This window comes from Mucilaginibacter straminoryzae (assembly GCF_022953055.1).
Classification (GTDB): Bacteria; Bacteroidota; Bacteroidia; order Sphingobacteriales; family Sphingobacteriaceae; genus Mucilaginibacter; species Mucilaginibacter straminoryzae.
On sequence record NZ_JALJEJ010000002.1, the window covers coordinates 720,365 to 738,026 of the forward strand.

The following is a 17,662-nucleotide window of genomic DNA, read 5'->3' on the forward strand; positions in this document are numbered from 1 at the left end:
TTGATGCTGCAAATTAAGAAGTATTCGCTGCATCTGCGGTATCTGAATAATACTGTTACATAACCGCGCTTTTAAACTTTACCAAAAAATTATCCTTATCCTTAAAGAGAATATTACCTTTGCGTCACCTTAAAACATTACTATGCAATACGATGTAATTGTTATCGGCTCGGGTCCGGGCGGCTATGTTGCTGCTATCCGTTGTGCCCAGCTTGGCTTAAAAACTGCCTGTATCGAAAAATATCCAACTTATGGTGGCACCTGTTTAAATGTAGGGTGTATCCCGTCTAAAGCATTATTAGACTCATCTGAGCATTATTACAATGCGGCGCACACATTTAAAACCCATGGTATTAACCTGGATAATTTAAGCGTGAACTTCGAGCAAATGATTGCCCGCAAAAGCCAGGTTGTTGCCGAAAATACCAGCGGTATTGCCTACCTGTTTAAAAAGAACAAAATTGATGGCATACAAGGCGTTGGTTCTTTTGTAGATAAGAACACTATTAAGGTTAAAAAAGAAGACGGCAGCGAGCAAACCATTACCGGTAAAAATATCATTATCGCCACCGGTTCTAAACCATCCAGCTTGCCTTTCCTCAAGATAGACAAAAAACGCATTATTACATCTACTGAAGCATTAACGCTGAAGGAAGTACCTAAGCACCTGATCCTGATCGGTGGCGGTGTTATCGGCTTAGAGCTGGGTTCTGTTTATGCGCGCCTGGGTGCAAAAGTTTCAGTGATTGAATACATGGATTCCATCATCCCGACGATGGATAAAGGCTTAGGCCGCGAACTGCTGAAGGTATTAAAGAAGCTGGGCATGGAATTTTACCTGGGCCATAAAGTAACCGGTGCTACTGCCGAAGGCGATGAAGTAACCGTTACGTTTGATAGCCCTAAAGGCGAAAAAATGGAGCTGAAAGGCGATTACTGCCTGGTAGCCGTTGGCCGTGTGGCTTATACCGACAATTTAGGTTTAGAGAATATTGGCCTTACCGTTGAAGAACGCGGACGTAAAATTACCGTTGACGAACACCTGGAAACTTCCGTTAAAGGCGTCTATGCAATTGGCGACGTAGTACGTGGCGCCATGCTGGCCCACAAAGCTGAAGACGAAGGTACTTTTGTGGCTGAGACCATTGCCGGACAAAAACCGCATATCAACTATAACCTGATCCCTGGTGTGGTTTATACCTGGCCTGAAGTGGCAAGCGTAGGCTTTACCGAAGAGCAACTGAAAGAAAAAGGTGTAAAATACAAAACCGGGCAGTTTCCGTTCAAAGCAAGCGGCCGTGCCCGTGCAAGTATGGATACAGACGGTTTTGTGAAAGTATTAGCTGATGCCACTACCGACGAAATTTTAGGCGTGCATATGATCGGCCCGCGTGCGGCTGACATGATCGCTGAGGCTGTTATCGCGATGGAATTCCGTGCAAGTGCAGAGGACGTAACCCGTGCCAGCCACGCACACCCGACGTATACTGAGGCCATGCGTGAAGCTTGTTTAGCAGCGACAGAGAACAGGCCGATACATATTTAAATAAAAGTTATTAAGTTGATTTAGTTATCGGTTGACTAACAATAGAAAGGCTGCGAGAACATATCTTGCAGCCTTTTGTATTCATATAACAATCTGATCTTGTCATCCTGAGCACAGCGACTTGTCCCGAACTAGTTTCGGGAAGTATCTGCCTGGTAGTTTAAGTACAGATTCTTCACTACGTTCAGAATGACAAACTTGAGGTAAAAATGGTCTGGCTATTCAATATACTTATCATCTTACTTACCATTGCGGGTATGGAGCTACTTTCATGGGCGATGCATAAATACCTGTTTCATGGTCCGCTTTGGTTTATCCATAAAACGCACCACGAGCAACGGAATGGCTGGTTCGAGTTGAATGACGTGTTCAGTATTTTATTTGCCGGGTTATCTTTATGGTTGATGTGGGAAGGGCATTTCGAGCAGGATTACCGCCTCTTTATCGGGATAGGCATCAGCATTTATGGTACCATTTACTTTATCTTCCACGACTGGTTTATCCATAACCGCTTTAAGCCTTTTAAAACCAACAACCGCTACTTGCTGAACATCCGGCGGGCGCATAAGATGCACCACAAATCTACTGAGAAATGGCCATCTGAAGAGTTTGGGTTATTGGTAGCCAGTAAGAAGTATTTGAAGAAATAATCTGAATCATCCGTTCCGTCATGCCGAACTTGTTTCGTCATGCCGAACATGTCACCCAGAGCGCGTCGAAGGGTTGTTTCGGCATCTACAAACGATCCTTTTATTAACTCATGGAGAGATTTTTGAAATCATATTCCTTTTGTCATGCTGAGCTTGTCGAAGCATCTGTAGGTAATGCAACTAAGGTAGCTGCTCGCCTAGTGAGTATCAAAATAACACCATTTTGAACTTCAAGATTAACGAACATATTCTTCCCGAAACTAGTTTGGGACAGGTCGCTTTGCTCTTAATGATAAATTTAAAGTCTGTCCTGAACTTGTTTCGTCATCTCTTTAAATATGAGTAAACTCCGATTAAATTCCGAAATTCGCCCCATGCTGCAAATTGAACAAAACGTCTCCCTGAAAAACTTCAATACATTTGGTATCGATGCTAAAGCCCGATATTTCACCGAAATCAATAGAGAGGAAGACCTTCAGGAACTTTTTCTGGACGATCAGTGGAAGCAGCTCCCACGACTTGTTTTAGGTGGCGGCAGCAATATGCTGTTTGTAAAAGACTTTGAGGGCTTAGTCATAAGAATGAACATCCGCGGTATTGAACACCGCATCAATCACGAGGAAGTAACCGTTGAAGCAGGCGCTGGCGAAGTTTGGAACGAATTGGTAACCTATTGTGTAGACCATGGCTTTGCAGGCATGGAAAACCTGAGCCTGATCCCCGGTTCCGTAGGGGCCTCCCCAATTCAGAATATTGGTGCTTATGGTATCGAGTTGAAAGATGTTTTCCATAGCTGCCACGCATTTGAAATTGCAAGCGGAACTTTCAGAACCTTTACTAAAGAAGAATGTGGTTTTGGTTACCGGGAAAGTGTTTTTAAATCTGAATTGAAAGGGCAATATATCATCACCCGCGTAAAGTTTCAGCTTTCCCTTCAACCCAACCTTAGCTTACACTACGGCGCGATACAGCAGGAGTTAGAAAAAAGGGGTATCGAGCAGCCCACTATTAAAGATGTTTCGCAAGTGGTTTCGCATATCCGCGTTTCAAAACTTCCTGATCCTTCGACCATTGGCAACGCAGGGAGTTTTTTCAAGAACCCGGTAATCAGCAAGGAACAGTTTGAAACTTTAGTGTCTGAATTTCCGGACGTTGTACATTACCCTGCATCCGATGGTGTAAAACTGGCCGCCGGATGGCTGATAGAACAATGCGGCTGGAAGGGAAAAACCGTTGGGAATACCGGTACATGGAAGAACCAGGCCCTGGTGCTGGTTAACCATGGTAATGCTACGGGACAAGAAGTTTATACACTATCGTCGCAAATTATAGACAGTGTGTACACTAAGTTTGGCGTCAGCTTAGAACGAGAAGTGAATATTATCAATTAATGTTTTCTCTTTTTTAAAAAAATTGACCCCCTCAAATTTGTCTCATTCTTGTTACAAAACATTTGATTTAGTAATTGCGTTGATTGGTCAAATCGTTTAAAATCTACCAAAAATCAAGTAAACGTATTTCATTATCAATACCTTACAATTACAACAGCAGCAATAAGTAAACCAAACTCAACTGGGTAAAAGCTACTGAAAGCAGAATGTTAACATAAAGGTCACACAGGTTTTGACGAAAACGGTATCATGTTTGTCAATAACGTTATACACTAACGCTAACAAAATGACAAAGATTGAGTTTAACACCATGGTGCTTCGTCAAGCCAGTTCACTACGTTCATACGCATTGCACTTTACGCATGATGCAGATGATGCTAACGATCTTGTACAGGATACAATGTTGAAGGCGATAACTTATTATAATAAGTTTAAAGAAGGCACCAATTTAAAAGGATGGTTATACACCATCATGAAAAATACCTTCATAAACAACTATCGTCGTTTTGTGAAGATGAGCACGTTCGTAACCAAGTCAGAAGAGATTTCTTCAGCAAACCTGGTATTCAGTTCAACCAAAAACCAGGGCGAATCTAAATTTGTGATGGATGATATCCGCCGCGCTTTAGACCGGTTACCAGAAGATTACTATGTGCCTTTTACCATGTACTTTGAAGGTCACAAGTATCACGAAATTGCCGATCACCTGGCCATTCCAATCGGTACTGTTAAAACACGTATCCACGTGGCACGTAAGCTGTTAAAGAAAAACCTTAAAGCTTATGATAGCGGTATCAAAAAACCGGTTTACGCCGATGAAGATTAATTTGTAAACTCAAACCATTATAACATAGAGAAGGTCTGTTTCAGCTAACAGACCTTTTTTATTGGCCGATAATTATTCCTTAAAATACTTTGCCGCCTCTTCTGCAGCTACCTGGCCGGATATTAACGCCGGTGGCACACCTGGCCCCGGTACCGTCAGTTGCCCGGTGAATAACAGGTTCTTCACTTTCTTGGCGCGCATAGCCGGTTTAAAAAAGGCAGTCTGCGAAAGCGTATTTGCCAAGCCATAGGCATTGCCCTTATAAGAATGATAATCGGCAGTGAAATCATCCATCGCATAGCTTCGTTTCACTACAATATGTTGGCGTATGTCTTTGTTGCCTGTCAGCTTTTCAAACCTGTCCAGCATGATGTTAAAGTACTTCTCGCGCAATTGCTCATCATCCTTTAACCCCGGCGCCAGCGGCATCAGAAAGAATAGGTTTTCCCCCTCAGGCGGCGCTACCGAAGCATCTGTTTTAGACGAACAGCATACATAGAACAAAGGCTTCTCGGGCCATTTGGGATGAGTATAGATCTCGTCGGCGTGCTTTTCAAAATCCTCGTCAAAGAAAAGATTATGATGCTGGATGTTATCGATCTTGCAATCTGTGCCGATATAAAATAATAGGCTGGATGGTGACATTACCCGCTTATCCCAGTATTCTGGGGTGTAATTGCGCTTTTGCTTGGGTAACAACTGCTGGTCAACATGCTCATAATCTGCACCGGCCACTACAAAATCTGCCTCAAAGTCGCCGCTTACGGTTCTGATCTTAGAAACCTGTTGATCAGCGATATCTATCGCCGTTACCTCTGTATTTAATTTAATCTCGACACCCAACTCTTCGGCTACCTTTACCATGCCTTGCACTATTTCGTTCATGCCCCCGAACGGGTACCAGGTGCCTAGCACCAGATCGGCATAGTTCATCATGCTATATAGTGCAGGGGTGTTCTGCGGTGTGGCCCCTAAGAACAGCACCGGAAACTCTAGCAGTTTCACCAGTTTCGGATTTTTGAAATACTTAGCCACATGCTTACGCATGTTTGTCAGCAATTGCATATTCAGGCTTTTACGGATCAGGTTCAGATCAATAAATTCCGTGACAGAATGCGACGGGCGGAAGACGTATTCGTTCATCCCTACCTTATACTTGTATCCTGCCTGATCTAAAAACTGCTTCAACCCAGCACTGCTTCCCGGTTCAAGCCGATCGAACAGTTCATCTAACTGCCCGCGATCAGCCGGTACATCAATGTAATCATGCGCGCCATAATAAACCCGGTAACCCGGATCCAGCCGCTTTAGTTGATAAAAGTCTTTAGGATGATGGTTGAACAGCGAAAAATAATTTTCAAATACATCGGGCATCCAATACCAGCTAGGCCCCATATCGAACTTGAAGCCATCTTTCTCCCACACACGGGCGCGGCCACCTGGCTGATCGTTCTTTTCAAGAATAGTAACCTTAAAGCCCTTTTTGGCAAGCACAGAGGCCGCCGCTAGCCCGGCAAAGCCGGCACCGATAACAATGATACGTTTGGGATGATTTTGCATACTTCCGGCACAAATTAACTAAATAGTTGTTGCTTTAGATAACAGCTATGTAATTACGTACATTTGGTTGATACCGTTTTAGAAAGATGCAGCGATTTTCGAGATACTTCAGCAATAAAGCAACTCTACCAAACCTACTTTTAACAACGGTATTAGTGTTTTGTCTTCTTTTCAGCAGTTTTAATTACAACGCAGAACCTGACTATGCCGTCATCCGGAAACAACTGTTAAATGCGCTGAACAGCAAGCAGACTACAGATTCACTTTATAATGTACTAACCGCCTCCAAGAACAAAACCCCGGTTATCGTAGGGTATATCGGCGCACTGGAAGCATTAAAAGCCAAGTATACCTGGAACCCCTACTTTAAACTAAAGTACCTGAACACGGCGGAAGATCATTTTGAAAAAGCGGTAGCACAGGACCCAGATAATATAGAAATTCGCTTTATGCGGTTTTCTGTTGAGCACCATGTACCCAGCTTTCTGGGTTATAATAAAAACCTGCAGGCGGATAAACATGTGATCATTAACCAGATCGAAAGAAATAACTACCATGCCGCAGACAAAGCGCTGGTAGTTACCGTAATGAAATTTTTGATTGACTCTGACCGATGTACCGCCGGTGAAAAAGAGCTTTTAAATAAACACCTAAGCGCCTTAAAGTGAAATACAGTTACCTGCTGATTAACTTCCTGACTATCTTTTTCCCCATTGTCCTTTCGTTTGATAAGCGCGTTCAGTTTTATAAAACCTGGCGTTTTATCTGGCCGGGTATGCTCATCACCGGTTTGGTATTTCTGTTCTGGGATGTGTTGTTCACGCTAAAGGAAATCTGGTATTTTAACGACAACTATATCACAGGTATTAAATTATTGCAGCTGCCGTTAGAAGAGATCCTGTTCTTCCTGACGGTTCCTTTTGCCTGCATATTCATCTATGCCTGTTTGAACTATTACGTAAAATGGCAACTGCCAAAAACCATCAGTACTGCTATTTCTACAATGCAGATTACCCTAAGCCTGGTGTTACTATTCTTTTACCACGACCGATGGTATACACTCATCACGTTTTCATTGCTTGCCGTTATTTTAATCTGGTTAGAATTTGTTAAAAAAGCGCCCTGGTTGCCACGCTTTTACCTGACTTACCTGGTATCACTCATCCCCTTTTATGTGGTGAACGGCCTGCTTACCTCTATCCCTATTGTGCTATATAACAACTATCAGAACATAGGCATACGAGTGGGTACCATTCCCTTTGAAGACCATTTTTATTCGATGGCGCTGCTAGTGATGAACGTAGGCTTTTACGAGTATTTTAAAAAGAGAAGGAGTGTTGCCAATGGATGATTTACCTGTTTATACCCGTTCGCAACTGGCTTTAAGGAATGGACAGGACAAGCCACAAATATGGGTGGCCTACCGCGGCCTGATCTACGATGTTACCGAAAGCCGGTTATGGAGAAACGGCAAACATTACGAACACTGGGCCGGGCAAGACCTTACTGCCGAGCTTATGGATGCACCGCACACCGAAATGGTATTTGAACGGTTTAAAGCCATAGGGAAACTGCTTTAAATGATAAATCCCAACATTATCTGCCGGGATTTATTTAATGTACAGGCCTTTGCCTGCTGCTTATAAGTGAAATACTTATTTAGCAGTATTTTTAGAGTTTTGTACTTCCAGACGGATAGCTTGAGCAAGGTTTTTAAGGTCTTGCATGCCTTTACGAACGCGGGTACCAGCAGCGTTGTTACCTTTGTTGTAGAACTTGTCTGCGTCTGCTTCCAAAGAGGCAATAAGATTTTTTACTTCAGTAAATTTTTCCATTTTTTAGTTACTCCTTTAAATAGTTGAGGTTTATTGTTTTATATAGAGCTAATCTAAAGTGTTTTTTTATTAAAAAAAAATAATAACCCTCAAAATAAGCCCTTAAACGTGGTTTTTGACATTTTTTCGCGATTTCTCTATTGGACTCATAAATTCATCTTAACCAAAACAAATATTTAATTAACTTTTAGTATAAATTAATTAAAAATATGATTGTACGCATTATAGGAATGGAAAAAATATTAACATCTGCAGTCGGGTACAAAGCAAAAAAAAGCCCCGCGAAAGCGGAGCTCCATGAGTATTTTAGTGCGGCATTAACAAATTAAGCTACAGCCATTTTATCTTCTTTGTAAACGCCGGCCTTCAGTTTTTCGGATACTTCGCTGAAAGCGTCAAGCGTGCGCCGAACATCTTCAAGCGTATGTACCGCAGTAGGGATCAAACGCAGTTCGATCAAACCTTTTGGAATAACCGGGTACACCACAATCGAGCAGAAAATGCTATAGGTTTCGCGCAGATCACGTGTCAGGCTGGTTGCTTCAAACAAGTCGCCTTTCAGGAATACCGGGGTAACCATAGTATTGGTAATGCCAATATCAAAACCGCGTTCTTTCAAACCGTTTTGAAGGGCGCGGGCAATTGTCCACAAGTTCTCGCGCAGTTCCGGACGTGATTTCAACAGTTCGAAACGCTTTAACAAACCAATTACCATTGGCATTGGTAAAGCCTTGGCAAAGGTTTGCGAACGCATGTTATAACGCAGGTAACTCACAATCTGCTCGTCGGCAGCTACAAATGCCCCGATACCGGCCATAGATTTGGCGAATGTGCCAAAATAAACGTCGATACCCTCAATACAATCCTGCTCTTCGTGCGTTCCGGCACCAGTCGGGCCCATGGTACCAAAGCCATGTGCATCGTCAATCAGTAAACGGAAAGCATATTTCTTTTTAAGCTCGATAATCTCTTTCAGCTTGCCCTGCGCACCAGACATACCAAACACGCCTTCGGTGATCACCAGGATGCCACCGCCTGTCTGTTCTGTTAAACGGGTAGCACGCTCCAGTTGCTTTTCAAAGCTTTGAATATCATTATGCTGGTAAACAAAGCGCTTACCCATATGCAGGCGTACACCGTCTATAATACAAGCGTGCGATTCTGCGTCGTAAACGATTACATCATTACGGTCAACCAGTGTATCGATGATCGATACCATGCCCTGGTAACCATAATTTAATAAGAAAGCATCTTCTTTACCAACAAATTCGGCCAGGCCCTGCTCCAGTGCCTCGTGATATTTGGTGTTACCAGACATCATGCGGGCACCCATCGGGTAAGCCATACCGAAATCGGCAGCAGCCTGTGCATCGGCTTCGCGCACTTCGGGATGGTTAGCCAAACCAAGGTAGTTGTTCAGGCTCCAAACCAGGTGTTCTTTGCCGTTAAATAACATATGCGGCCCTATCTCTCCTTCCAGTTTGGGGAACGAAAAATATCCGTGCGACCACTTTTGGTGCTGGCCGATAGGCCCGCCCATATTCTTTGCTATCTTTTCAAATAAATCCAAAACTCTTTATTCTTTAGTAGTCAATTAATATACAAATATAACCCAAATAAACCCGCAGGCAATGGTTATAACTTTTTATAATAGTTTATAACGCGATTTTTACCCGATAGTTATAATGGTAAGTATATCCCAGTTTAACCCTGTCTATAAAAAGCCTTTTAAATAGACAAGTAAGGCGGTTTTTTAGGGTAAAAAATTGTCGAAAAATTGTAGTAAAAGAGGGCTGTTTTTGGTAGGTTTAATAATTGATTTAAACCTTAATTTATTGCAATTATGACTGATGTGCAATTCAGAGAGTTGATGGCTGCATTAAGACAGCATCAATCATTATTAAGCGACATTCAAACCGAATTAGCCTACTTAAACAAAAATGTTGATGAGGCCAAAATCAGTAAGAGCCTGAAAGAGATTAATGAGAATTTAGAAATAATAGGAGACAAAATATCAGAATAGGTGTTTTATTTCCATTTCTGTATTTCTAATGAGTGCGGAGATTTTTAAAACCTTAGTTGAACTGCTTAATGTAGTGTCAACTAAGGTTCTCTTTATTTCATCAAATAACTCACTCCTTTTATTCTCTATCAATACTTCAATTTTTTGTGATTCTTCCATATTGCAAAATACGGTAAAAAAGAAATTCTATTTTAAGGGAGCAAAATTGAAGTAAAAAATTAGGGTAGCATGAAGCTACCCTAAAAACACTCACTTGTTTTTGCAAGATTTGTGTTTGTGTGCTGAACGCATGTAATATTTGCTACCGTTCTTTAGATTGGAACGGTACACGCGTTCAAACTTTGCAGGTTTTTTAGATGTTTCGGCCATCTTATTAAACTTTTAAAGTCAATAAATTGAACGCACACCAAGCCCACGTTCTTAGGCGCCCTTTTTCACCTAATTACTGTGGGCTTTTTTACCTGCAAAATCTATCTGCTATTATCGCCTTTTTCAGGATTAGCAAGTATTTTCATTGCTTCTTCAAAGTCCATATACAAGTCGTTGGTTACATCGTCCTGTTTTGGTTCGACCTGCGTAGTTTCTGACTTACCCTTACTGCTTTTCTTTTTAGCTTGCTTTTTTGACATCCCTAATTAAGTCCGCATACTTAATGCGTTCTTTACTCAAAGATACCATTTTATTAAAACGCTCTGCCTCGGTAGTTTTTCTATTATTGAACCTGAATGCAAACTCCTCTAAATAGTTTTGCATGTGCTTTGCGCTTACTTGGTGGTAGATGCCGTAAATACCTCTCTTTAGCACACCCCAAAAGTTCTCTATAGTATTGGTATGTGATGAACCCTGTACATAAACGCCTTGTGAGTGATTAACCGTTAAGTGTTCAAATACTTTACCCATTCTGTTGTAAGCAGTCCATTCGTCCGTCATTAATACACTGTCTGTTTTGATGTTCTTTACAACAAAGGGTATTATATGCTCTATAGTGGCTTGTGGTACTACTTTCAATCTTACTTCGCCTTTACGCTCAATCGCTCCCAGTACGATTGTCTTGGTATCGAATGCGCTTTTCTTTTTATTAGCGTGCCTGTTTAAATCATTGCCGCCTACATAGGTTTCGTCAATCTCTACTACATTACCTATTTTTTCAGGGCTGTTAAATGATCTCATTTTTAAAGCATGGCGAACACGTTGCAACATAAACCATGCTGTTTTTTGAGTGACATTTACATCCTTAGCAAGCTGAACGCTTGAAATGCCTTTTTTATGAGAAGTGATTAGGTAAATAGCAACAAACCATTTTTGCAAAGGGATAACGCTATTTTCAAAAATAGTGCCTTTGGTTACGCTGAAATGTTTACGGCACTTAGCACACTTGTAACGCTTGTTAGCTCCCTGTAAATGATAAACCTTGTCATGGCTACAAAACGGACACGTTGCACCATTAGGCCAACGCAGTTTGATAAGATAATCTAAACAGGTTTGTTTGTCATTAAAGTGGTTTGCTACTTCAATTAGGTTTTTGAAAGGTAAGATTTTGTTTTGCATGGTTAGTAGTTTATAACTGTAAACTATTGTGATAAAAAAAATATTACTTACTGTTTCTAATGGTAGGATATTTAACCGCATCAATAAAAATCACTCCGTCAATTGTAACGGCTTCTAACTTACTTGCTTTAATCAGTTTGTAGATATAGGCAGTGGTAACACTATTGCTTGCAGCATAGTTTTTAACTGTCTTTAATCCTGTTATATCTACTTTGGCTAATTGCATGTACAAATATAGTATTTAGTTTACAACTATCAACTATATTATTAACAAAGTGTGAATAAATAGCGAATAGTATAATCGAGCATGAGGTTTAAATTTGTGAGTATTAAAAATTAAGTATTTAAGAGATATTTTTATTATTTCTTTAATATTTATTAAATTTGACGTGCTTAGAATCAACAGTTATTCGTCTTAAGAAGTCCTTCTAACCTTTTTATCACTATCAATAGAGCCGTGAAGTTGGACTAAGATGAAAACATTGCCTCGGCCCTTGATAAGCCGAGGCTTTTTTAAGACCAAAAATATCAAGTAATCCTTTGCCCTGCTTTTAGGAGAAATAAAAAAAAGGGGTAACTGTGCCAAAGGACGCAGTATAGTTCTTAAGAATGAATAATTCTAATGATTCTAAGCAAATCAAAGAAGAAGGTAACTTCATTTTCAGAATGACTATTACCGTAAAAGGTAAGAAAATTCGTAGGTCAAATGGACGCCCCTTTAAGATTCCGGTAAAATAACTCCCCCCGAGTAAAAAACCGTAATCAAACTAAGGTCGATAGTTGGTCACTGTCGGCCTTTTTCTTTTATAACTACAATATAAGAACGTTATAGTTTTTGGATTATTTCAATTTTAAACGCTTCGTTATTTGTAAAGGTTACATCAATCCATACAAATAATTCAATCAGTTTTTGATTAATCCAACTTGTACCCTCAATATCCCCTGTGTTATCATTATAATAACACTCAAATCCGTAAATCTTAGCAAGATGTGTAAAATCGCTCATATTTTGGGACTGCAAAAGTAAGCCTAATTGTTGAATATTTAAATTAAAAAAAATTATTTCGTTTTTGCAATGATATTAAAAAATATAATACAGATTTAACTATCATTTTTAACTATCACATTTCAACTTATACAAATTGCGCCTGCCTTGTTTAACAGCCTCTATAACACCTTGTCTGAATAAACGAGAACATGTAACTGTTACTTTCTGATAAACCCTTCTATCGTTCTTAATTACCTTATCTATCATTAAAATGTAGTTACCTATATCTGTTGCGTCTCCTGCACCTATCTTTTCTAAGGCATGTAATACCTTTTGTTCTATGCTCATGTTATGGTGGTATTGTAATACACCTAAAGCAACGTGTTCATTAAGGTAATCTTCATCTACAGGTATCTTTCTTTTAGGAAGTTCTAAAGCATTGATTGCAAGCGTTACTTTCTCCAAGTCATTTATTAACTCTTTCCGTAATGCTTTCAGTTCTGATAAGGTGGTTTTCTCTAAGGTCTTTTTCATTGTAATAACAGCAATAATCAATAAAGCTATTACAACTATCATTAAATAAAAAACCCACTCGAAAGTGGGTTATAGTAAGATATAAGTGCCGTTATAATGGTAAGTATATACGAGTTTAACCCTGTCTATAAAAAGATATTTAAATGAACAAAGGGGGTGATTTTTGAGGGCAAAAAATTATTGGAAAAGATGTGATTTTTATTATGTTTAATAGATTGATTTAAACCTTAGAAACGATGGACAAACGAATTATTCTTTTAGAATTTCTTGAAAAATCTGGTTTTGGAGTTAGCGTAGAAATTTCAGATCTATTGATGGAATTATTCCCATTTGACGTCGACATGTTGCAATTCGACGAGAATAAGCGTGGTTTATTAAGATTGCTTAGCGAATTGATTGATGAAAAACTTATCCACTTTGACACCTCTATTCTTTTTATGTGCGGAGACTATAATCGGGGGTATACCAGGTGGTTTAATGGTATAAGATGCGTAGCTTATATTAAAGGTGCCGGCATTGCATTTTTAAACAACGAAAGATTAAGAGTTTCTCAGTCTACCCTAAATCAGTCGGTAATAGATACCAATAGTTCTGTTAGAGTTACGAATGATATTGTAAGTAAAAGTTCAAAAAAGCAGATACTCATTGCGGGGGCTACAGCCGTATTTGCATTGTTTAGCTTCTTTGTATCGCTACTGCAATATCAAAGAGATATTACAAAAGACCAAATACGACTGTACGCATTCAACAAGAAGCAGCTAGACTCATTACAAACAATGATAACATTGCTAAAGAGAGATACATCTCTTCTTAAAGCGGAAGTAAAAACTTTGACCAAAAAGAAGTGAGCTTTTTCATGATACAAAAGATGTTAAAAAATTATTTCTCTTTTGCAGTATCATTTTAGCTTTTTGTTAGGATTGGCAAGTATTCTCATTGCGTCCTTAAAGTCATCAAACAAAACGTAAACGAATATTTCTTTTGATTAGAGCGCAAATAATACAATACAAAAAAACCACTCTCACGAGTGGTTTTTTTGTATAATACCTTTAAATCAAGGTTTAACTAATCAACATTATCATGCAGGAAAGAGTTGTTTCTCCTGATCTCGGTCTGCCCATCGTTATCGCTTAAGGTAAAGCGCGATATCTGGCTTTCGTCTGAAGCGGGCGTTTGCTGTAAAGCAATTTCCTTGCGTTTATAGGCCGGTACGTTTTCCAGTTCCTGGATGTTACCGTTACGCAACTTCATGCTCAGATCCTTCAGGCGCATAATACGCTCGCGCGATTTACGCAATTGCTCTTCGATAGACTCGTCCGTTTTATTATCATCCGCACCAACCGGGGCTTGTGCCTGTGGCTGAGGTTCCGGTTCTGGCTGTGCAACAGGCTCCGGCCTTACCGGTTCAAAGTTCATTACAGACTCGGTCACTTTCAGTGTAAAGTCTATCGATGGTTCCTGTTCCTGAACCGGTGCAGGTTCTTCCTGGATCAGGCTGTGACGGATCACTGTCGGGCCACCAGCAGGTTTTGCCTGCGCTTCCTCGCCACCCTTAGCAAACAGGTCGAACAAACCGGTCTGCTGTACCTCTTTTTTCAGAAAAGGTTCGGTAGCTTCTTCGGTTTTAGGGGCAACAAACTCGTTCACCGGTTTAACCAAAGGCTGGTTATCGTCCAGCATAGAAACTATTTTCTTGTTGCTTTGCTCCTTCTCGCGTTCGTCTTTGGTTTGGAAACCGGTAGCGATGATAGTTACAGAAAGCTTATCGCCAAGTGCCTCGTCTTTACAGTTACCCCAGATCAGGTCGGCAGCTAAACCGGCTTCTTCCTGGATGTAATCGGTAATGATGCTCACCTCATCCATGGTTACCTCTTTATCGCCAGAACTGATGTTCAGCAAGATGTAACGTGCGCCTTCAATTTCATTATCTTTCAATAACGGAGATGCTAACGCACCTTCAACAGCGCGCAAAGCACGGCTTTCGCCTTCTGCAGAGCAGCTACCCATAATGGCCACGCCACTATCTTTCATCACGGTGCGCACATCTTTAAAGTCGACGTTGATATAGCCCGGCAGCGTAATGATCTCTGCAATACCCTTTGCTGCGGTCGTTAAAATATTATCGGCCTGTGCAAAAGCAGAACCTAAAGTAAGGTTACCAAAGATCTGACGAAGGCGGTCGTTAGAGATCACCAGGAAAGAATCTACGTTCTTTTTCAGTTCTTCCAGACCTTCTTCTGCCTGCATTCTTCTGCGTTTACCCTCAAAAGAGAAAGGCATGGTGACAATACCTACGGTAAGCACATCCATTTCGCGCGCAGCCTTTGCAATTATCGGGCTTGCACCTGTGCCAGTACCACCGCCCATACCTGCTGTGATGAACAGCATTTTGGTATTGGTACCCAGCATTTGTTTAATATCGTCAATATTCTCTATAGCCGAATTTTTACCAACCTCCGGAATAGATCCGGCTCCCATCCCCTCGGTAAGGCTTGCACCTAATTGTACTTTATTTGGTATCGGGCTAAGTTCTAAAGCCTGTGCATCTGTATTGCAAATGATGAAATCAACACCCGTAATACCTTGTTTGTACATGTGGTTTACTGCATTGCCGCCACCGCCGCCAACACCGATAACTTTGATGATGGAGGATTTTTCTTTTAACATTTCAAACTGCATGGTCTTGTTTTTCAGCTAAATGAGTATTGCCTTTTAGTTGATTTTACTACTTGTAAGTATATTACTTTTTCCACAATAGTTATTAACATTCGTTAATAATGTGGAAAACTTATCAATTGTTGATTTCTTTAAAAAACCTTCACTGGGCCTCGCCTAAATCCGCTATTCATTCCCTCCCCCTCGGGGAGGGTTAGGGAGGGGTCGTCAATTAATTACCACTTCCTTCACCTCGCCTAAATCCTCTCCAACAGGAGAGGACTTGATGACTTTAAAATTCCCCTACTTCATTCTTTCCTCTCGGGAAAGGTTTGGGAGGAGTCGTCAATTATCCCACTTCACCTCTCCTAAATCCTCTCCAAAGGAGAGGACTTAATGACTTTAAGTTCTTGCCACTTCATTCCCTCCCCCTCGGGGAGGGTCAGGGAGGGGTCGTCAGTTATTCACCCTTCCTTGAACTCTCCTAAATCCTCTCCAAAGGAGAGGACTTGATGACTTTAAGTTCTTGCCAATTCATTCCCCCCCCTCGGGGAGGGTTAGGGAGGGTCGTCAATTAATTACCACTTCCTTGACCTCTTTTAATCCTCTCCAACAGGAGAGGACTTGATGACTTTAAAATTCCCCTACTTCATTCTTTCCTCTCGGGAAAGGTCTGGGAGGAGTCGTCAATTATCCCACTTCACCTCTCCTAAATCCTCTCCAAAGGAGAGGACTTTCTCAACTGATTTAATTTTTACTTTAAAAAATCCTCGTCTTTAATGTCGTCTTTAATAAATTTCTTACCGGTTTCCAGCAGTTTACCAAACAGTCCGAATTTCTTTTCCTCACTGGTGTATTTCTGCTTTTCTGGTTTTGCCTGGGTAACGATTCCTTGCGGCGCATTGTCATACTCAGTCTTCTGAATGCCTTTGATCAGCAAGCCGATACCTGTTGCAAACGTAGGGCTTTGCAGCTCTTCGTAAACATTCTTAGGCAGCACCTCGTTCTTGGCCAAATGCTCGTTCGGGTAACCCACGCGGCAATCCAAACCTGTCACATATTCTACCAGTTGCGGCAGGTGCTTTAATTGGGCACCACCACCGGTGATGACGATACCGCCGATCAGCTTTTTCTCGTAGCCTGAAGATTTGATCTCGTAATAAATATGTTCGATGATCTCTTCCATCCGCGCCTGGATCACATAAGCCAGGTTTTTAACCGAAATCTCTTTCGACTCGCGGCCACGTAAACCAGGTACGCACACAATCTCATTTTCGCGGTTCTCGTCAGCCAGGGCCGAACCGAACCTGATCTTCAGTTGCTCCGCGATGTTACGCATTACCGAACAGCCTTCCCTGATATCTTCCGTTACACTGTTACCGCCAAAAGGAATCACCGCTGTATGGCGGATAATACCTTCGTGAAAGATGGCTACGTCTGTAGTACCACCACCGATATCTACCAGTACAATGCCTGCTTCTTTTTCCTCATCGCTCAACACCGATTCGGAAGAAGCCAGTGGCTCTAAAATTAGTTCCTGGCTATCTAAACCTGCTTTGTTAACGCATTTAACAATGTTTTTGATGGCCGTTACCTGACCCGAAATGATATGGAAGTTGGCTTCAAGACGTACGCCGGCCATACCTATCGGATCTTTAATACCTGGTTCGTTATCCACGGTAAACTCTTGCGGAAGCACGTGGATAATCTCTTCGCCCGGAGGCATCACCAGGTTATACATGTCTTCGATCAGCTTTTCAATATCCTTACGGCTAATCTCTGAATTCAGGTCGCGGCGGGTAATTAGGCCGCGGTGCTGCAAGCTTTTAATATGCTGACCGGCGATGCCCACGTTTACGACACGAATCTCTACGTTTGATTGCGAACCCGCTACCTCAACCGCTTGTAAAATGCCTTGTACCGTCTTATCTATATTTGAAACCATCCCACGGGTAACACCGGCCGACTCTGCCTTGCCGATACCCAATATTTCAATTTTTCCGTTCTTGCTGCGACGGCCGACAATAGCACAAATTTTGGTTGTACCAATATCCAGACCTACAATAATAGGTGAAGTTCTGTCTTGAGTTGAGATTTTGTCCATAA

Annotated in this window: 19 protein-coding genes; 9 read left to right on the forward strand and 10 right to left on the reverse strand. The window is 41.2% G+C overall.

Features of this window, described 5'->3' with window-relative positions:
• Window positions 1-142: 142 nt before the first annotated feature.
• From lpdA to MUY27_RS06625, 4 genes are all read left to right on the forward strand, one after another.
• A complete protein-coding gene (gene lpdA, locus MUY27_RS06610; protein WP_245129202.1) occupies window positions 143-1,546 on the forward strand; it encodes a dihydrolipoyl dehydrogenase in 1,404 nt (467 codons plus the stop codon).
• 209 nt (window positions 1,547-1,755) lie between these two features.
• Window positions 1,756-2,196, forward strand: coding sequence for a sterol desaturase family protein (locus tag MUY27_RS06615; protein WP_245129203.1), 441 nt, complete (start codon window positions 1,756-1,758; stop codon window positions 2,194-2,196).
• A gap of 374 nt (window positions 2,197-2,570) precedes the next feature.
• Window positions 2,571-3,587, forward strand: a complete 1,017-nt coding sequence (gene murB / locus MUY27_RS06620) for a UDP-N-acetylmuramate dehydrogenase (protein WP_245129318.1) — start codon at window positions 2,571-2,573, stop codon at window positions 3,585-3,587.
• Between the two features lie 286 nt (window positions 3,588-3,873).
• Complete coding sequence (locus MUY27_RS06625) at window positions 3,874-4,413, forward strand: RNA polymerase sigma factor (protein ID WP_245129204.1); 540 nt, start codon at window positions 3,874-3,876, stop codon at window positions 4,411-4,413.
• A 72-nt stretch (window positions 4,414-4,485) separates the two neighbouring features.
• Here MUY27_RS06625 and MUY27_RS06630 read toward each other — a convergent pair whose 3' ends face one another.
• Window positions 4,486-5,973, reverse strand: a complete 1,488-nt coding sequence (locus tag MUY27_RS06630) for a phytoene desaturase family protein (RefSeq protein WP_245129205.1) — start codon at window positions 5,971-5,973, stop codon at window positions 4,486-4,488.
• Between the two features lie 155 nt (window positions 5,974-6,128).
• On the opposite strand from MUY27_RS06630, the gene MUY27_RS06635 reads away from it, so the two are divergent.
• The 3 genes from MUY27_RS06635 to MUY27_RS06645 are packed head-to-tail and all read left to right on the forward strand — an operon-like array spanning window position 6,129 to window position 7,553.
• On the forward strand, window positions 6,129-6,641 hold the full coding sequence (locus MUY27_RS06635) for a hypothetical protein (protein ID WP_245129206.1): 513 nt from the start codon (window positions 6,129-6,131) through the stop codon (window positions 6,639-6,641).
• A complete protein-coding gene (locus MUY27_RS06640; RefSeq protein ID WP_245129207.1) occupies window positions 6,638-7,324 on the forward strand; it encodes a lycopene cyclase domain-containing protein in 687 nt (228 codons plus the stop codon). The genes MUY27_RS06635 and MUY27_RS06640 overlap by 4 nt, the downstream gene beginning before the upstream one ends.
• Complete coding sequence (locus tag MUY27_RS06645) at window positions 7,317-7,553, forward strand: cytochrome b5 domain-containing protein (protein WP_245129208.1); 237 nt, start codon at window positions 7,317-7,319, stop codon at window positions 7,551-7,553. The genes MUY27_RS06640 and MUY27_RS06645 overlap by 8 nt, the downstream gene beginning before the upstream one ends.
• Window positions 7,554-7,628: 75 nt before the next feature.
• Here MUY27_RS06645 and MUY27_RS06650 read toward each other — a convergent pair whose 3' ends face one another.
• Together MUY27_RS06650 and MUY27_RS06655 are read right to left on the reverse strand one after the other, a co-directional pair.
• Entirely contained in the window at window positions 7,629-7,808 is a 180-nt protein-coding gene (locus MUY27_RS06650) for a histone H1 (RefSeq protein ID WP_245129209.1), read from the reverse strand.
• Window positions 7,809-8,133: 325 nt separating this feature from the next.
• Window positions 8,134-9,378, reverse strand: a complete 1,245-nt coding sequence (locus MUY27_RS06655; protein ID WP_245129210.1) for an aminotransferase class I/II-fold pyridoxal phosphate-dependent enzyme — start codon at window positions 9,376-9,378, stop codon at window positions 8,134-8,136.
• Between the two features lie 273 nt (window positions 9,379-9,651).
• Here MUY27_RS06655 and MUY27_RS06660 point away from each other — a divergent pair, with 273 nt between their 5' ends.
• Entirely contained in the window at window positions 9,652-9,831 is a 180-nt protein-coding gene (locus MUY27_RS06660; RefSeq protein WP_245129211.1) for a hypothetical protein, read from the forward strand.
• Window positions 9,832-10,301: 470 nt separating this feature from the next.
• On the opposite strand, the gene MUY27_RS06665 is transcribed toward MUY27_RS06660, so the two are convergent.
• The 5 genes from MUY27_RS06665 to MUY27_RS06685 form a co-directional block, all read right to left on the reverse strand.
• Window positions 10,302-10,460 (reverse strand): hypothetical protein, encoded by a 159-nt coding sequence (locus MUY27_RS06665; RefSeq protein ID WP_245129212.1) that lies wholly within the window; start codon window positions 10,458-10,460, stop codon window positions 10,302-10,304.
• Window positions 10,441-11,379, reverse strand: a complete 939-nt coding sequence (locus MUY27_RS06670; protein ID WP_245129213.1) for an IS1595 family transposase — start codon at window positions 11,377-11,379, stop codon at window positions 10,441-10,443. Before MUY27_RS06670 ends, MUY27_RS06665 begins: the two co-directional genes overlap by 20 nt.
• Before the next feature lie 43 nt (window positions 11,380-11,422).
• Window positions 11,423-11,605, reverse strand: a complete 183-nt coding sequence (locus MUY27_RS06675; RefSeq protein ID WP_245129214.1) for a hypothetical protein — start codon at window positions 11,603-11,605, stop codon at window positions 11,423-11,425.
• Window positions 11,606-12,205: 600 nt separating this feature from the next.
• Window positions 12,206-12,385, reverse strand: coding sequence for a hypothetical protein (locus tag MUY27_RS06680; RefSeq protein ID WP_245129215.1), 180 nt, complete (start codon window positions 12,383-12,385; stop codon window positions 12,206-12,208).
• A 108-nt stretch (window positions 12,386-12,493) separates the two neighbouring features.
• Window positions 12,494-12,901 (reverse strand): hypothetical protein, encoded by a 408-nt coding sequence (locus MUY27_RS06685; RefSeq protein ID WP_245129216.1) that lies wholly within the window; start codon window positions 12,899-12,901, stop codon window positions 12,494-12,496.
• A gap of 236 nt (window positions 12,902-13,137) precedes the next feature.
• Here MUY27_RS06685 and MUY27_RS06690 point away from each other — a divergent pair, with 236 nt between their 5' ends.
• Window positions 13,138-13,749, forward strand: a complete 612-nt coding sequence (locus tag MUY27_RS06690; protein ID WP_245129217.1) for a hypothetical protein — start codon at window positions 13,138-13,140, stop codon at window positions 13,747-13,749.
• A gap of 217 nt (window positions 13,750-13,966) precedes the next feature.
• Here MUY27_RS06690 and ftsZ read toward each other — a convergent pair whose 3' ends face one another.
• Both ftsZ and ftsA read right to left on the reverse strand, forming a co-directional pair.
• Entirely contained in the window at window positions 13,967-15,580 is a 1,614-nt protein-coding gene (gene ftsZ, locus MUY27_RS06695) for a cell division protein FtsZ (protein ID WP_245129218.1), read from the reverse strand.
• A gap of 730 nt (window positions 15,581-16,310) precedes the next feature.
• Complete coding sequence (gene ftsA / locus MUY27_RS06700; protein WP_245129219.1) at window positions 16,311-17,660, reverse strand: cell division protein FtsA; 1,350 nt, start codon at window positions 17,658-17,660, stop codon at window positions 16,311-16,313.
• Window positions 17,661-17,662 lie beyond the last annotated feature (2 nt).

Coding starts and splice junctions, on each gene's coding strand:
- ftsZ (WP_245129218.1), bottom strand. CDS start 15,580: ATGCAGTTTGAAATGTTAAAAGAAAAATCCTCCATCATCAAAGTTATC.
- MUY27_RS06630 (WP_245129205.1), bottom strand. CDS start 5,973: ATGCAAAATCATCCCAAACGTATCATTGTTATCGGTGCCGGCTTTGCC.
- MUY27_RS06680 (WP_245129215.1), bottom strand. CDS start 12,385: ATGAGCGATTTTACACATCTTGCTAAGATTTACGGATTTGAGTGTTAT.
- MUY27_RS06685 (WP_245129216.1), bottom strand. CDS start 12,901: ATGAAAAAGACCTTAGAGAAAACCACCTTATCAGAACTGAAAGCATTA.
- lpdA (WP_245129202.1), top strand. CDS start 143: ATGCAATACGATGTAATTGTTATCGGCTCGGGTCCGGGCGGCTATGTT.
- MUY27_RS06650 (WP_245129209.1), bottom strand. CDS start 7,808: ATGGAAAAATTTACTGAAGTAAAAAATCTTATTGCCTCTTTGGAAGCA.
- murB (WP_245129318.1), top strand. CDS start 2,571: ATGCTGCAAATTGAACAAAACGTCTCCCTGAAAAACTTCAATACATTT.
- MUY27_RS06690 (WP_245129217.1), top strand. CDS start 13,138: ATGGACAAACGAATTATTCTTTTAGAATTTCTTGAAAAATCTGGTTTT.
- MUY27_RS06665 (WP_245129212.1), bottom strand. CDS start 10,460: ATGTCAAAAAAGCAAGCTAAAAAGAAAAGCAGTAAGGGTAAGTCAGAA.
- MUY27_RS06660 (WP_245129211.1), top strand. CDS start 9,652: ATGACTGATGTGCAATTCAGAGAGTTGATGGCTGCATTAAGACAGCAT.
- MUY27_RS06670 (WP_245129213.1), bottom strand. CDS start 11,379: ATGCAAAACAAAATCTTACCTTTCAAAAACCTAATTGAAGTAGCAAAC.
- MUY27_RS06645 (WP_245129208.1), top strand. CDS start 7,317: ATGGATGATTTACCTGTTTATACCCGTTCGCAACTGGCTTTAAGGAAT.
- MUY27_RS06615 (WP_245129203.1), top strand. CDS start 1,756: ATGGTCTGGCTATTCAATATACTTATCATCTTACTTACCATTGCGGGT.
- MUY27_RS06675 (WP_245129214.1), bottom strand. CDS start 11,605: ATGCAATTAGCCAAAGTAGATATAACAGGATTAAAGACAGTTAAAAAC.
- ftsA (WP_245129219.1), bottom strand. CDS start 17,660: ATGGACAAAATCTCAACTCAAGACAGAACTTCACCTATTATTGTAGGT.
- MUY27_RS06625 (WP_245129204.1), top strand. CDS start 3,874: ATGACAAAGATTGAGTTTAACACCATGGTGCTTCGTCAAGCCAGTTCA.